This is a genomic window from Bacillus sp. OV166 (genome assembly GCF_900177675.1).
Classification (GTDB): domain Bacteria; phylum Bacillota; class Bacilli; order Bacillales; family Cytobacillaceae; genus Neobacillus.
Genome location: NZ_FXWM01000001.1, coordinates 754391 through 770240, shown reverse-complemented (window position 1 = coordinate 770240; position 15850 = coordinate 754391). Strand labels below are relative to the sequence as shown.

General features: G+C 37.6%; 11 protein-coding genes and 2 pseudogenes. 4 read left to right on the top strand and 9 right to left on the bottom strand.

Annotated elements, in window-relative coordinates; translation table 11 throughout:
- Positions 1-63: 63 nt before the first annotated feature.
- From CCK98_RS03645 to CCK98_RS03615, 7 genes are all read right to left on the bottom strand, one after another.
- Entirely contained in the window at positions 64-1533 is a 1470-nt protein-coding gene (locus tag CCK98_RS03645; protein ID WP_088085321.1) for an amidohydrolase family protein, read from the bottom strand.
- 285 nt (positions 1534-1818) lie between these two features.
- A complete protein-coding gene (locus CCK98_RS36040) occupies positions 1819-3375 on the bottom strand; it encodes a xanthine permease (protein ID WP_088085320.1) in 1557 nt (518 codons plus the stop codon).
- Between the two features lie 53 nt (positions 3376-3428).
- Positions 3429-4379 carry a carbamate kinase gene (gene arcC, locus CCK98_RS03635; RefSeq protein ID WP_088085319.1) on the bottom strand — a complete coding sequence of 317 codons (951 nt, stop codon included), beginning with the start codon at positions 4377-4379 and terminating at the stop codon, positions 3429-3431.
- A gap of 26 nt (positions 4380-4405) precedes the next feature.
- Complete coding sequence (locus CCK98_RS03630) at positions 4406-5569, bottom strand: ankyrin repeat domain-containing protein (protein ID WP_256942249.1); 1164 nt, start codon at positions 5567-5569, stop codon at positions 4406-4408.
- A 92-nt stretch (positions 5570-5661) separates the two neighbouring features.
- The gene (locus CCK98_RS03625; protein WP_088085318.1) at positions 5662-7089 is read right to left on the bottom strand and encodes a DUF1116 domain-containing protein; all 1428 of its coding nucleotides are present in this window, start codon (positions 7087-7089) and stop codon (positions 5662-5664) included.
- Between the two features lie 3 nt (positions 7090-7092).
- Complete coding sequence (gene fdrA / locus CCK98_RS03620; protein ID WP_088085317.1) at positions 7093-8637, bottom strand: acyl-CoA synthetase FdrA; 1545 nt, start codon at positions 8635-8637, stop codon at positions 7093-7095.
- Positions 8634-9518 (bottom strand): DUF2877 domain-containing protein, encoded by an 885-nt coding sequence (locus CCK98_RS03615; RefSeq protein ID WP_088085316.1) that lies wholly within the window; start codon positions 9516-9518, stop codon positions 8634-8636. Before CCK98_RS03615 ends, fdrA begins: the two co-directional genes overlap by 4 nt.
- 279 nt (positions 9519-9797) lie before the next feature.
- Between CCK98_RS03615 and CCK98_RS03610 the strand changes: the two genes are divergently transcribed.
- Positions 9798-11507, top strand: coding sequence for a PucR family transcriptional regulator (locus tag CCK98_RS03610; RefSeq protein ID WP_088085315.1), 1710 nt, complete (start codon positions 9798-9800; stop codon positions 11505-11507).
- Positions 11508-11578: 71 nt separating this feature from the next.
- On the opposite strand, the gene CCK98_RS03605 is transcribed toward CCK98_RS03610, so the two are convergent.
- Positions 11579-12451 carry an alpha/beta hydrolase gene (locus CCK98_RS03605; protein WP_088085314.1) on the bottom strand — a complete coding sequence of 291 codons (873 nt, stop codon included), beginning with the start codon at positions 12449-12451 and terminating at the stop codon, positions 11579-11581.
- A gap of 388 nt (positions 12452-12839) precedes the next feature.
- Here CCK98_RS03605 and CCK98_RS03600 point away from each other — a divergent pair, with 388 nt between their 5' ends.
- Together CCK98_RS03600 and CCK98_RS03595 are read left to right on the top strand one after the other, a co-directional pair.
- On the top strand, positions 12840-13355 hold the full coding sequence (locus CCK98_RS03600) for a DUF2269 family protein (protein WP_088085313.1): 516 nt from the start codon (positions 12840-12842) through the stop codon (positions 13353-13355).
- Positions 13356-13448: 93 nt separating this feature from the next.
- A complete protein-coding gene (locus CCK98_RS03595) occupies positions 13449-14231 on the top strand; it encodes a GNAT family N-acetyltransferase (RefSeq protein ID WP_088085312.1) in 783 nt (260 codons plus the stop codon).
- A gap of 115 nt (positions 14232-14346) precedes the next feature.
- Here the strand turns inward: CCK98_RS03595 and CCK98_RS34665 are convergent.
- A pseudogene (locus CCK98_RS34665) lies at positions 14347-14498 on the bottom strand (alkaline phosphatase); the annotation flags it as partial.
- Positions 14499-14706: 208 nt separating this feature from the next.
- Here CCK98_RS34665 and CCK98_RS03590 point away from each other — a divergent pair.
- Positions 14707-15850 (top strand): annotated as a pseudogene (locus CCK98_RS03590) (glycosyltransferase family 4 protein).

Here is a 15850-nt window from a genome sequence, read left to right as displayed (position 1 = left end):
CAGATAATTTTATTTCGAAAATTTTTACTTTATTTTTCAATATCTTTACTACTTTTGTTGATTTCAGATAGAATCCACTATTTTGAAGGACGGAGGAAATAATTCTCTTTCTGTCAATTGCTGATAATCTCTTTCTAAATATCCTTTTCTCATTTTGTTAAAATATTGTTGTCCCTTGGTTTTCATTTCTTCTAAATCAAAATTAGGTATTTTTTGATCCTTCATTACAACCCTTCCATTAATAATGGATAGTTTCACGTCTCTTCCTGTTCCGCTCACAATCATAGTTCGGATTGGATCGTCGAGAACTCCCAGATGATATCCACTTAAGTCAATTGCAATAATATCTGCTTTCGCTCCAACAGCTAAACGGCCGAGGTCATTTCTCCCTAGGAACGTAGCTGCCCCAAGTGTCGCCGCCCGGAAGAAATCGGCGTATGTTGAACCCTCTACTTTTTTTTCAATGAATCGGGAAAACATGCTGCCTGTTCGAATGTTTTGAAATATGTCTGGAGGATAGGTATCTGTTCCTAACGCTAAATTAATACCTGCCCGTTTATATTTAGCAAATGATTCTAATGCCGAAGCATGCCTGCCAATGATTAAAGGACAATGAATGACCGTTGTATTTGTTTCTTTCAGAAGTGCTATATCATCACCTTTACCTGAATGTGCTTCACTATATCCAGCAATAAAGTGAGCATGCGGAATTCCTGTTTTTGACCCTAAAAAACCAAGGTCATATAAATAGCGAATAGGAGTTACACCGTGCTTTTCAACAATAGTATGATATTCATAGGTTCCTTGTGCTGCATGAAGTTTAATTGGCACTCCTAATTTATCACTATAGTATTTTGTTTGTATCAAACTTTCTGACGTTTGACACTCAATTCGTTCGGGTGCCAGCATCCCCCTAACTAATCCATCATAAGCTCCGTCAAATTCTTCTACAAACCTTACAGCATCATTTAATCCAGCTTTTCCTGCTTCTTCATCCCAGTACAGCTGGATAGTACCATCAGGTTTTACCACCCTGATTCCAGATTGGTAGCTTGGCCCAAGATAGATTCTTAATCCCAAACTTCCAGCATGGTTTACTGCAGCAGCAAGCTCCTCATACGTTTCTGCCCATTCTTTATAAAGTACCGAAGTAATTGGCATCGCAGTAGTAACACCATGGAGAATCAGTTGTGAGTAGGCATAAAGGGATTTGAAATTTTCTTCTTTAGCTGTCATTACTTCATGATGTCCGTTTTTTATATATTGTTCAGACCAAAGCAGGTTATTCTGTCTGTTTGTCCTTGCCTCTAAATGTAAAATATCATGGTCAATATCACCTAATGCATTTAAATCGATAAACCCTGGACTAATGACGGAGTTCCCCATATCGATTACCTTATTCACTGTGCCAAGGTAATTTTTGCCGACAAAGATTATCTTATCATTTTCAAAAACAACTTCCGCGTTTTCAATTAAGACGTGGTCTTCTCCATCGTAACCAATAACGTACCTTCCCTTTAATTTGGTTTTCAATTCAATTAACTCCTTTCATTATTCAGAAGTAAGCTTATTTAGACTCCCATAAGTATCATTATAAAAAAAATTACTATTTTATATATTCGAAATCATTACCCTTTTTTATAATATTTCTACTTCTTAGTGATTAAATAAAGATAGTAAGCTACAATTTTTTTTATAAACTTCGTCTTGCAATCTCCATTTTAATTTATTTTCACTGACAAAAAAATTTCGTCCACCGCATACGTAGACGAAACTTTTGGGGTATCGTGTAAATTTAGCTATTTCTAATCAACAAAATTAGGCTGATTCTTCAATAGTTGTGGTGTTTTTGTCCTCTTTTGCTTTAGCCTTATAATCCATCATATATTTTATGATAAATAATCCTCCTACCATGAGATAAGAATAGAAGAACGGCATTAATGCAGGCTGAGCGAATCCGACTGCCCCTGAATGGATAATTCCAAATAGAGACAATAGAGCCGCAATTCCAGCAGCAATGGCAGCACGGATTGGTTGATCTTTAATGGAAAATATCGCTAAACATCCCCACAACAAACTACTTATTGGAGCACCGTTACCTAAGTGAATCATACCGTTATAATACACACCGTGGTGAGACATAGCTTCAGCGGTAACTTTAGCTCCTGTAGTTCCTGCGGAAGTTAAAACATTATTTGCAAGGGATAATGCCCAGTTTCCGATCCATGGGAACAAACAAACAAATATTACTGGGACTTCGAGTTTAGGTGTTTCACGAACAACTTGGTTTGCTGTTACGATACCAACATATACCAATATTGGTACAATTGCAGCGACAGGAATGATAGCTAATAAGAATGAGCCTAATCCAAAGAGAGAAATAATTAACATTGATAAACCAGTGGCGATAGAGTAACCAAGTCCTGCTCCCATTGACTTCCAGCCTGCATGTCCAATATATACAGTTACTGGATATGGATTACCAAAACAAGCTCCAATCGAAGAGGAAATACCATTTGCTAACATTACTTGACGAGTTTTATATGGGTCCCCCGCCGCGTGAGCACTTTCAATATTTTCTAAATCAAAAATATAGTTTGCTAGTCCAAGTGGGACAGCAGATGCTAAATAAGGAAGCGCATGTGGAATGCCAGAAATCCAACTATCAATATGCAAGGTAGGAGGATTAAATCCTAAACCGTGCAATGATGCGGTAATCGCTTCAGGACTTTGTAATCCAAAGACCCAGGCCAAAATTGTACCAGCAGCTAATAAAAGAAAACCGGTAGGGATTTTTGCGAATATTGGCGATTTACCAAACCAGTTAATAAAAATGATAATAAGTACAACAAAAGCTACCAACGGAGTTTCAAAAGATTGTAACATCGGGTTCATGGCAAGCAATAATAAACCAAGACCAGATAAACACGATAAAAGTACCGTTCTTGGAATAATTCTTCGAAGTGTATCGCCTAAAAACGCGCCAATAATTAAGATCATTGCTTCAAATAAGCACCAAACAAGTGCAAGTGAGAAGGCAAATTCCGCATTCTGTGTTTCCGTAAATACTGGAAGGATTACTAAAAAAGTAACCGTAAAGATGGAAGGCGCACTAGGGCCTGACGGCAAAGCAGTTATGTCATTTCTACCTGTCTTTTTAGCTAAAAAATATCCAAAGACAAAGTAACAACAGCTTGCTAAGAAGATGCCAAGACCAAAACCTGGAACGATTCTTCCGTATACAATTTCTTCAGGAAAACCAACTACAAAAAGTAATAATGATATCATTGTTAAAAGATTTGTTAAATTGTTAGCAAGTAAACCAAAGTATGCAGCCCAGTCACCCTTATACCATAATTTTAGACTTTGATCCATTTCGTTTCACCTCTTATTTTTTGTAATAGACTGTTGGCTATAATATTTATCGATTACCTCACAATATGAGTTCCTGCGCCTTCATTGATTGCTTCTTTTAAGCTTTCTGGGTTTGTGATAATGACCCTCGAACCATTTTTTTCTAAAAAGCTTAAGCTAGCCTCAATTTTAGGAAGCATGCTTCCTGGAGGAAAGTGGTTTTCAAGTACATATTGTTTGGTTTCTTCAACCGTAATCTTTTCAAGTGCCTTTTGATTTGGCTTGCCAAAGTTAATACAAACTCTTGAAACACCCGTGGTAATGATCAATGTTTCCGCTTGAACCTGTTCTGCGAGTAGACTCGTTGCAAAATCCTTATCAATGACAGCGTCAATTCCCTCAAACGCATTGTTATTGTTCCTTACTACAGGTATCCCGCCGCCTCCAACAGCGATGACCACAAACCCAGCTTCGATTAATGTTTTAATCGCATCTTTTTCAACAATGTTAATTGGTTTTGGTGAAGGGACCACTCTTCGATAGCCGCGGCCTGAATCTTCTATGAAACTCCAGTCTGGATGTTCTTTTTTCATTTCTTCAGCCTGTTCTAGTGTAAAAAATGCCCCTACAGGTTTTGTCGGATTTTTGAAATTGGGGTCATCAATACTCACTTCTACCTGTGTAATAACCGTAGCGACCTTTTTGTTAATACCCCTTCTGGCAAATTCATTGGTTAAGGCCTGTTGAATTTGATAGCCAATCCCACCTTGCGTATCTGCTCCACAATTGACCAGCGGTATCACCGGCATACCGGCTACTTCGTTGGCAATTTCCGATCTTCTTAGGCCAAAGCCTACCTGTGGTCCATTGCCGTGTGTGACTACAACATTGAAACCTTCTGCTACCATATCTGCAATATTAACTGCGGTTTCACATACTGCTTCATATTGGTCATTGACAGAGTCAAGACCATTTTCTCGGACTAATGAGTTTCCTCCAATTGCAACAATCACTAATTTTTTCATCATTTTTTCCCCTTGGTTTAATTTGCTTATTTCTTTAGCAATTCAAGAGATTGGTCCTTATGCAAATGATATAACGGGTTAGCTGGATCATTTGCAATCGCATTCTCTATTGCTTCAATTGCTTCTTGATGTTTACCAAGCGACCTAAGGCTATTTGCCTTATGAAATGAAAAATCGTAGCGATTTGGCTTTAGTGCCAGCAATTTATCCATTTCAATAACTGCTTCTTCGTGTCTGCCTAGTTCTCTTAAGTAATTTGATTTATGATAACGATAAAAAGTCTCAACAGGGTTTAATTCACAGGCTTTATCGTATTCTGATAGAGCCTCATCTGGTTTCCTCATTGCTCTTAAACAGTTGGCTGTATAGAAATAGAAGTCTAGATCAATAGGGTCTTGTGATAATGCTTTGTAGTACTCCTCTAGCGCTTCCTCGTATCTCTTTTGTTCTTGTAAGAAATAGCCTTTGTAGTAAATCAAATCAAGGTTATGATTATCATCTTCTAGACCTTTTTCTATTTCTGAGATGGCCTCTTCATACTTATCAACTCTGGCAAGTTTTTTTGCCTTTTTGATAGATTCACTTTTTACGATATATTCTTTATTCAAGATGTTTACAATCTTTTGGTGCCCCATTTCTTGAGCATGCTCCAGCGCTGACTTCCCGTCCCTATCTGGAAGATTTACATCTGCTCCTGCTTCCACGAGCTCTTGAATAATATCAGAATAAAGCCTGCCGCCATTACCTAATATCACAGACTCTAGAAGGGCGGACCAGCCTAAATTGTTCACATGATTTACTGGAACCCCAGCATCTAAGCAGACTTGGACCGTCTTTAAATAGCCTTTTTCACTAGAAGGTAACAATGCCGTACCCCCAAATCGATTAACACTGTTTAGGTCTGCACCAAACTTAAGCATCATACTTAAAATTTCATGAAATCCGTTCGCACCAGAACATATAAATGGAGTTAATTGGGTAATATCTCTCGTATTGACTTCGCTTCCAGCCTCTAGTAACAATTTCACTACAACAATTTGGTTTTTTTGTACAGCCGCCATTAAGGCTGTCCGGCCGGCCGCATCCTTATAATCAATGCTGGCTCCTTCATGTAAGAGCTTTTCTACAGCAACATAATCCCCCTGCTCACTTGCATGAATAAGTTCTCTGTCCATGGTATTACTTTCCAAGTTCATTCTCTCCTTTAGCTGTATTTAAACAGGAAGTTATTAAAATACTAAAGTATCAGTTCTGGTCCCAAACAAATTAGGACCAGAATTAATTATTGAATGTTTTGACTTAAAGTAAGCAGTGCCTTTTCAAAAGCTTCAACTGGAGGATTAGTGATTCCTGCTCCAATCATTCCAATTCCAGCTTCCTTATGGGCTATTGCTGTATTAATGATTGGCATGATTCCAGTTTGAACAACCTTCCGAACATCGATTCCAGTCGGAATACCCATGAAATTTAGCAATGGAATCGTTACGTTTGGATTTTCTGCTGTTGTAATTTCTTTCATCTTTTTAGAGTAGCCTATTGCATCATCTATTGTTCCGCCTACAAGGGCAACAATTGCAGGAGCTGTAGCCATTGCAAATCCACCAATGCCATATGTTTCTGTGATTGCGCTATCCCCAATATCCAATCCAGAATCTTCAGGTTTATACCCGGCAAACATTGGACCAATTACTTTTTGCGCCGGACCTGTAAACCATGTATTCCCTGGAATTCCACTTACACGGATACCGAATTCAGTACCATTACGTGCCATAGTTGTCACAATCGTACTATTTTCAATGCCATGTGCTGCGTCAAGAGCACATTTTGCAAGGGCCATCCAAGTTGGACCAGAGAAATAATCACTGCTCGCAACAAACTCAAAAACTTCTCGCTTTTGTTCAAGTGTAAAATCTGTTTGAATAATAAAAGGTGTTAACGCTTGGATTAAAAGCGTTGTTCCGGCAACGTTACGGTTATGACACTCATCACCCATATGAAGGGCTTGTGCCAGCATTAAACGCAAGTCAATTCCATTCGGATTTAACTTCATCGCTGCGCTTAGGATTGGACCGAAAACATCACGCATCCAAACTAAACGGTCAATAACACTTTGGTCATTAGCACCCATTCGAAGGATTTTTGACAGCTGCTCACTTAAGTTTGTGTAGGCAATATTGCCATAGGTTTTATTCTCTACAATGTGCATGTACATCGAAGCAGATGTTACACCAGCCATAGAGCCGACACAGTTGTGCTCATGACACGGGGAGAAGGTAATTTCGCCAGATGCAGCAAGCTCAGCAGCTTCTTCTAAATCCCTTGCAAGGCCTTCAAACAAGATTGCCCCAGTCACAGCCCCCCTCATTGGACCATTCATTTTATCCCAAGTTATTGGAGGTCCTGCATGAAGAATCGTTGTTTTCGTCATACCTGGTACACAATCAATTGCTTTTTCAAAACCAATTAATACTGGTTGTGATTTAATAATTCTTTCGACAGCTACCTTATTTGCCACTTCAATCTTTTCAAGAATTGTTGGATCCTCAAGCATGTCTAATGCTGCAATAAGTTCTGTGTTCCCTCTGCCTGGCGGAGTCCACTCTAGATGAGTTACTTCTGTATTTTGCTTTACTAAATCACCCTTAAAGGACTCGATTCCCACATTAATAACATTAAGTTTTTGATTAAAAAGCTCATTTATTTTACTCATTGATTATTCTCCCTTCACGACAAATTCTCTTGCCAAAAGACCTGCATTCTGACTGCTGCTGGCATGTGTTGCACCTGCAGCTAACAGCTTTTCTACCTGTTCATCAAGGTTTTGAGGATCCAGTTCAGTTCCAAGAACGTATCCGATAATTTCAAGATGTCTTCCTTCTTGTTCGGCATTTTGCTTTGCTTCTATTATTGCAGGAAGCATTGCCCCAACTGGATCTTCGTGTGCACCATACCCTAAAACAAAGTCCATGACGATTACACCAACGGATGGATCTTTCGCTTCTTGGATAAATCTCGAAATTCTTGTGGACGGATCAATCATTGGATGTGGCTTCCCTTGTGTGAACTCATCATCACCAAAATCAATAAATGTGTGTTCTTGGCTTATATTTTTATCTTTTAAGCGATAGTTAGGGTCTCTTTGGATATTGCTATAGACATTATCGAACTTCTCCATTGCGGCATGCATAGCCTCATCACAAAGGGTACCGCCGCTGAATAGTCCGCGAATATATTTTTGTTCTGGTGTTAATTTGGTGCGAACCTCTTCAATTAGTGGAATGTTTAATGCCCGTTTATTAATTTTGCTTTCATCGGCACCAGCCAATAATACCGCTTTAAGTGCAGCCTCTTTAGACATTTTCGCAAAATGGCCGCCAGCTTGTCTGACCTTCCCTTCATCTCCGCCAACAAACCAAACAACTACAGGTTTCTTGCATTGTTTGATTTGCGCTAATACTTTCTCTTCAACACTTGCAGCAGGTGGCTTAGAAATAAGGACTATCACTTTAGTTGCCTCATCGTCTTCCAGAGCCTTGATTCCATCAAGCATCATGATTCCGCCAATTTCCTCTTTTAGATCTCTGCCGCCAGTTCCAATCATCTGTGTGATTCCGCCGCCGAATTCATGAATGCGGACACTTACCTCTTGACTCCCGGTTCCAGATGCACCCACAATACCAATGCTGCCTTTTCTTACAGCATTGGCAAAGCATAAAGCAACATTGCCAATAATCGCTGTCCCGCAATCCGGACCCATCATTAATAAGCCTTTTTCATGGGCCAATTTCTTTAATTCGATTTCATCTTCTATGCTTACATTGTCGCTAAATAGCATGACATGGAGATTGTTTTCAAGAGCTTTTCTCGCTTCTCTAGGTGCATACGCTCCGTTTACGGCAATCACCGCTAGGTTAGCTTCAGGAATACCTTGGGCAGCTGAAGCAATCGTTGAATACTTGACTTCACCTTTCTCAGTGGAGGTATCCTTTTTTGTCAATAATTCATCAATACCAATGAACGCGCTTTCACATATCTCAAGATTAGCAGCATTAACAACAATGATTAAATCACTTGAGTTTGCCTCTTCCACTTCTGGTGTTATTAATCCAACATTTTTCATTACCTCTTTATTCATTTCTGTACCCATTGTGATAATGGCCTGTTCAACGCCCTCTATTTGGTTCGCTTTTGTTGATAGTGACATCAAAGATACAGAATCGAAATAGGTGTTCTCTTTTACAATAGCTTTTACAGTCATAATTGACCTCCTACTTTAAGATTGGCTTTCACCCCAGAGACAAGACCTAAGGCTATATCTGTTCCTGATGAAGAGCCGATATTTAGTACTTTATTTAAAGAGAGATATAAGTCGTCTTCTTCTCCATTAAGTATGGAATGAACTAAGTGAATGATTGACTCTCTTACTTGACCAATGGATGCCTTTTTTAATGCCATATAGCTTATTTCATTCGTTAAGGTTTTTGCTTTCTGCAGCACTTCTCCACAAAATGATTGATGTGAATAGAAAGGGCTATTCCTCAAATTAATGATCGTAAATAATCCAACTAGGTAGTCATCTCCAGAGGGAGTTAGTCCTGGACCAAGACCTATTAACGAAACAGCATGATGCAAGGCACTGGTCATTCGATTACTTAATAATTCGTTTAATAATAACTTGGTTCGTTCTTCGAGCATTCTAGACATTTCTATGTCAAAAAGACTTGGGGCATCTACTTTCTTTTTCATTCCCCCAGCTTTTCCGTGGATATCGATGTATTCTATCATTCTTTTTAAATTTCGAGAGATGTTTTCGGTGTTTGCAGGGTACTCCGGTAAAATACCTGCCCATTTCTCAGCTTGATTCGTAGATATGGCAAGTTTATTTGAAATGTGCAGCATTTTACTTTTTACATACACCACATCATTGACATCGATATTTAATTCCTCAAGGCTGGCAGAATTAATCAAAAGCGTATTAGGTCCATTATCAATTTGGCTGCTGGCAATCGTAAATAATTCGCCATTTTCATTACAATGAATATTAATTGTATTTTTAAATGTGCTATGAACAAAACCAGTTAGGACAGAATTATTAATTCTTTCAATAAGCTCAAGATCACCAGAAATTGCATTCCTCAATTGTGATACATCATTGATCTGGAACGTCTGTACATGCAGCCCCTTTCAAAGGATAAATTTGTAAGGTACAGTATAAATAAAGCACCAACTTCTGTTCATTTCTGTGAAAGGAAAAATTCGTTTAACCCTTATTTTAGTTTGACAAGATATGACCTTACATGTTTATTTTAGATAAATTGCATAAAAGCATCATCGTTTAAGCAAACCAAAAAAAATAGATATCATTTGTGCATGTTATACAATTAAATGTGTAGATTTTTTGACAAAGGAGTGATAATCTTGCTGACCGTTAAGGATTTATTTGAAATACAAGCGATTGATGGATTAAAGATTGTTGCTGGGGAAAAAGGAATTGATAATGAAATCTCAATAGTCAATATCATCGAAAATCCCGAGGCATTTGACTGGCTTTCACCTAATGAACTCCTATTATCAACGGGTTATATTTTTAAAGATAACGAGGATTTGCAAATTAGAATACTTAACGAACTTTCAGCTATTAATTGTGCAGGACTAGTTGTCAAAATGAAACGATACTTTGAAAAACTCCCACAGAAAATGATTGATCATGCAAATGAATTGGGTTTTCCACTGATTGAGTTACCCTTTGAATATACCCTATCAAAGGTCATTTCTATTATTAATGAGAAAGCATCTGGCCGTTATGATTTATTAAATAGAAAGACCTTAGACATGCATAATTTATTTTTTCGAATTACACTTGAAGGCGGCGGGATTGAAAGGATTTCTTCCATGTTATCGGGATCTATTAATAATCCAATTATTTTCGTTGACCAGGATTGGAAGCTGCTTCACTTTACAGAACACCTAAATAATAAGGTACCACTTTCATACTGCTTTACTCTGGTTAAAAATCGACCTATTTTCAATAAAGAGTTTATTAATTCTGTCCCTAAAGAAATAAATGAAATGAAAAAGAGTATTCAACGCATTTATTACTTAGAAGGAATGGAAATAAAATGCCGCATCCTTCCTGTCGCAGTTGCAAATAATATTTATGGATATATTGTTGTATGGCAGACTGTCCAAGATTTAACGGAGTTTGACTTACTTATTTTAGAGCAGGCGTCAACTAATATGGCACTGGAACGTATAAAAGCAAAGGACATCGAGGAGGTAAAATTAAAAATCAAACAGGATTTCTTTGATGATTTGCTGACTGGAAAAATAACATCCGTCGATACAATTCACACCTTTAGTGAATTGCATGGATTAAATCCAAGTTACAGTTACTACTGTATAGTCATTAATTTAGAATCGGAGGAAGATGACGGTTATGATGATATGGTAGCAAGGAGGGTTCGACTGGAGAACAAAACCAGAAAATGTGTGGACTTAGTCTATAATCTTTCGAACTATTCAAACGCTGAGGTCACATGCTTTCATAGAAACAATCGTATAATTATAATGATTGGTCAAAATGACAATAAACCTTCTCTATCGGTAAATGAGGTAAAACAATACGGAAATACAATTTACAATGCATTTGAAAAGGAAATAAATAACACAACCTTCTTAATTGGAATTGGCCGTCAGTACGAAACCATTCATTCCCTTCACAAAAGCTTTTCTGAAGCAAATGAATCTATTCGACTCATGGATAAATTTAATATCCGAGGGGGAGTATCTCACTATGAAGATCATTCCATCTATCACTTTTTAGACAGTAATATCAAAGACATAGAATTAGAAGAGTTTTTCATGAAAAGCCTTGGGAAAATCTATGAGCATGACCATTTGCATGGGACGAGTTATATCATTACTTTAGAGAACTATTTTATTAATAACCTTAATATTAGTGAAACAGCAAAAGCGATGTTTTTACACAGAAATACGCTTATTTATCGAATCGATAAAATCAAGGAAATCTTAAATACTGATTTAAAAAACTCGGAGGAATTGCTGCAAATCCAATTAGCTTTAAAGATATTTAGACTCTTAAATAAAAAACTTCCAATCAATTCTTAAATCAGATGGGTCCCGTTCTCTATGAAACCTCGGGACCCGTCTATTTTATGTGAAAAGAAATCGATAAGCCCTTATTCCGTTAAATGATATTGAAGGAATTCAATCACTTGTTTCAATGCATTTTGGATAACTGGATTATCAAAATCCTTATCAAACACATGCTCTCCATTTGGAATTGTGATTAACCTGGTTTCAACCTTTTCTTTTATCAATGCACCTCTCATAAATACTGATTGTTCATAGGGAACATCCTCATCCTTTGTCCCGTGTAACAGTAAGGTTGGTGGATAATCGCTAGTGATATTTTGCTTTGGGCAAAACTTTAAGAGTGCATCCTTATGCATTATTGGATTTATCCCCGTAATCTCTTGGATCCATACCCCTTGCTGTCTAGCATAAACATAATAAAGAAACCGCTGATCAATCGATGCCTCTGTAATCACTTGGTCGGAGATAAGCCTTCTAGCAAGTTCTTTAGGGACATTGTCCTTTTGTAAATAGAAACTGCTTGGATTTGTTGCCCATTTACCAATGATATCTCCATATCCGTAAAAAGAGACAATTGCACGTGGCTTATTAGTAAATGAACCCGTACAAAGCGCCAAAAAACCACCTGCAGAACTACCTACAACAGCTATTCTTTTTGGATCAATGGAAAATTCCTGTGGCCCTTCTGATTTTAACCACTGAAGTGCGTCTTGAACATCCTCTAGGATCTCTGGCAATTTTGTCTCGGGTGCTAGCCTATAGTCAATTGAAAAAACTGCAAATCCATTATCATTATAGAGTTTTATCATCTCTTCACTTATTTCTTCTCTTGTTCCCCAAACAAGCCCACCACCATGAATATAAACTATAACAGGTGCATTATGATTGCTATTTCCATAAAAATCAGCCTTTATGGAAAAACAATCATTATTCTTATAAATAACTGTTTTCTTCATTTGTACTCTGCACGTCCTTCATGAAATTAAATTCGAATTGTTAGTTTGTAGATAAAGTTATTGTTTTTTAGTCTAACAAAACCCAAAGGGTAAACCATTAACTTGAACGAGATATTCCCTACTCTAATTTACGACATATTTTGCGCATATTGAATTGTACAACATGCCTAATTAATACCCTATATCTTTGGTATTGGTAAACAATAAAGTTATTAGAGTTTCCTACAAAGTAATAATATGGAAATTATAAAGGTGCACCATAATGAGAAATAGAACCTAAGACTTAGAGTAAATTACATCTGCGGATGATATTTAATAACCTATTATCTTGATAAACTATAAAAGCGGGATATTCCAAAACAACCCCAAGATAATAGGAGGTACATCAGTGAAAAAGCTAGGTCCAGTTGGGATGAAGTGGTTAAAGATCATTCATATTATATTAGTTGCTCTATTTTTTGGCGGAATCATGAGCTCCTTAGCCTTAAATTTCGGGGTTAAGCTAGCGACCTATGATGAAACGTTTGAAACATATAAAAGGATCATTATTATTAGTGATCAAATCATTAGAATCGGCGCTGTCGGAACGTTACTCGTTGGGTTTTTATATGGAATGTTTACCAATTGGAGGTTTTTTAAGCATCGATGGGTTACGGTGAAATGGATTCTTTTTGTCGGCCAAACCATTCTAGGGATCTTTATTGTCGACAAATTAATGATGGCGAATATGGCAATCTTGGAGACCGAAAAAGCTAGGGCATTAGTTAATCCAGAATTTATCCAAAACCAAACCATACGGCAATATGCAATTATTATTCAAGTAGCCATAACGATTTTCATATTCTGCATCTCAGTATTTAAGCCTTGGAAAAAGAAGAAACTTGTTGCGAAGCACTCTAGTTAAGGCAAGTATGCTACCCTTAGTATAATTTTGTATAAACACTTGAAATTTTCCAACTATTTGTTTACCCTTTTGAAGAGTAAGGGGGAATTCGATATGATTAGAAAGCTTACAGACCAAGATCATGATCAGGTATTCGCTTTTTTAAGTGAGGAACCTTCTATTAATCTATTTATCATAGGGGATATAGAGGCCTTTGGATACACTTCGGAGTCTCAGGAAATTTGGGCCGAATTTGATGAACACAACACGATTAAAGCCGTTCTCCTAAGGTTTCATCAATCCTTTATTCCTTATGCAAAGGGAGAATTCGATACAAGCGGTTTTGTATCGATTATGAAACACTACAGACAGCCCATTCTTCTATCCGGTAAATCCGATATTGTAGCAAAATTCGAAGCTTATGATGACCTGCATCTTGGTAAAAAGCAAGTTACTTACTTTGCTGAATGTAACACGGATGAATTCCTGTCTCCGGATGATGTCGTATATAAAAAGGCTAGTCTGGAAGATATAGATCAAATTTTACAACTCCGCCAAACCATTGAGGAATTTCATGTCAGAAGTGATGCCAGGGACGTATTAATACAGTCAATGGAATCCAATACATCTAGAACCTATTTTACTGAGGAAAATGGTATCATTACTTCTTGTGTTTCAACCGCAGCGGAAAATTCTATTTCAGCGATGATTGTTGGGGTTTGCACAAGGAAGGAATATCGCAGTAAAGGCCTGGCAACTTCCATCATGCAAAATCTTTTTCAGGATGTCCTAAACGAAGGGAAAACTCTCTGTCTTTTTTATGATAACCCTGAAGCTGGACGAATTTATAAGCGCCTTGGCTTTAAAAATATAGGAATGTGGACCATGCATCGCTGATGGTCCACAGGCGTTGGACTACTAAATTATATTGAAGAATGCATAAAAGGGCATTCCCAAAGGCGAACAGTAACAGTTGCTGTTCGCCATTTTAAAATAATGGCGATCCGGAGTTACCCTTTCGATCAATGCTCATCCCGCCGGTTGAATGATCAGCTGTCGCAACCACAATCGTATCCTCTCTATTGAAGGCGAATTGAATTGCATCTTTAAATGCGATTTCAAAGTCTTTAATCTCACTCATTGCCCTACAATATCATTGTCATGTCATGTCATGCCCTGCCCTGCCCAATCAGCGTTTTTTTTACTATACAGAATCTTTACATTTTATTAACAGAATCTTAAGAAGATTGGTTTCCTTTATTTAATACAATAAAGGGGAGTTTATAATTTGGAGGGAGTAGATGAGAGTGACGTTTAAGTATCTAAAGTATCCCCAATACGGTAGTTCAATATTGGTCAGAGAGGAAAGGTTATGAGGATCGCCATTTTCACTGATACCTATGACCCGGATATCAATGGAGTTGCTCGGACGCTTAAATATTTCATTCACTACTTGGATAATAAAAAAATCTCTTACAAAGTCTTTGCACCTGATTCACTTTCAAACGAATATGTTTCTTCAAACGTTCGCCGCATTAAAAGTCTCTCTTTTTTCTTATATCCTGAGTGTCGCCTGGCTTTTCCCAATCTTTCTCGTATTAAATCAGAATTAGAAGAATTTTCCCCGGATATCATCCATGTCGCTACACCATTTAACATGGGACTTTGTGGTGTCTATCTTGCAAAAAAACTAACTATTCCACTTGTCGGCTCCTATCACACTGATTTTGACCATTATTTGAAATTTTATGATCTTAGATTTTTTTCAAAAATCCTTTGGAAATATATGAATTGGTTTCATAAACCCTTTAAAAAATTATTTGTCCCTTCTAATGAAACGTTAACTCAACTCAAATGCCAGGGATTTGTTTAATTTAGAAGTTTGGCCCGGTGGAGTTGACTGTCAGCTTTTTCACCCTTATTACGAAAAACAAGCTATTCGTGAGCAATGGGGGATTTCAAAAAAGTACCTCTTAACCTATGTAGGCAGGTTAGCCCCAGAAAAAGATGTAAAGACACTCTTAGCTGTAGCAAAAGCACTGCCGGCTGAGATCAATGAAGAAGTTCAATGGTTTGTTATCGGGGACGGTCCCCAAAGGGAAGAACTTCAAATAGAAGCGCCTGCGAACATGACATTAACAGGATACTTAACTGGCGAACAATTAGCGGAAATCTACTCTGCATCAGACTTATTCGTTTTTCCCTCTCCTACTGAAACGTTTGGAAATGTTGTGATTGAAGCACTTGCAAGTGGTACACCCGCAATTACCGCCAATTCCGGAGGCGTAAAAAATATTATTAAGGCAGGAGTAACAGGTTATTTGTGTGAAACCGGCAATGTAATGGAGTTTACGAACGCCATCTTGAAGTTATTAGAAAATGATGACCTGAGAAAGCAATTGGGGATAGAAGGGAGAAATTATGCGCTAACACAAAGCTGGGATAAAATCTTTTCCAATTTACTTTGGCATTATCGAGCCGTTATCGATGAACCAAAGATACAAAAATATGCATGA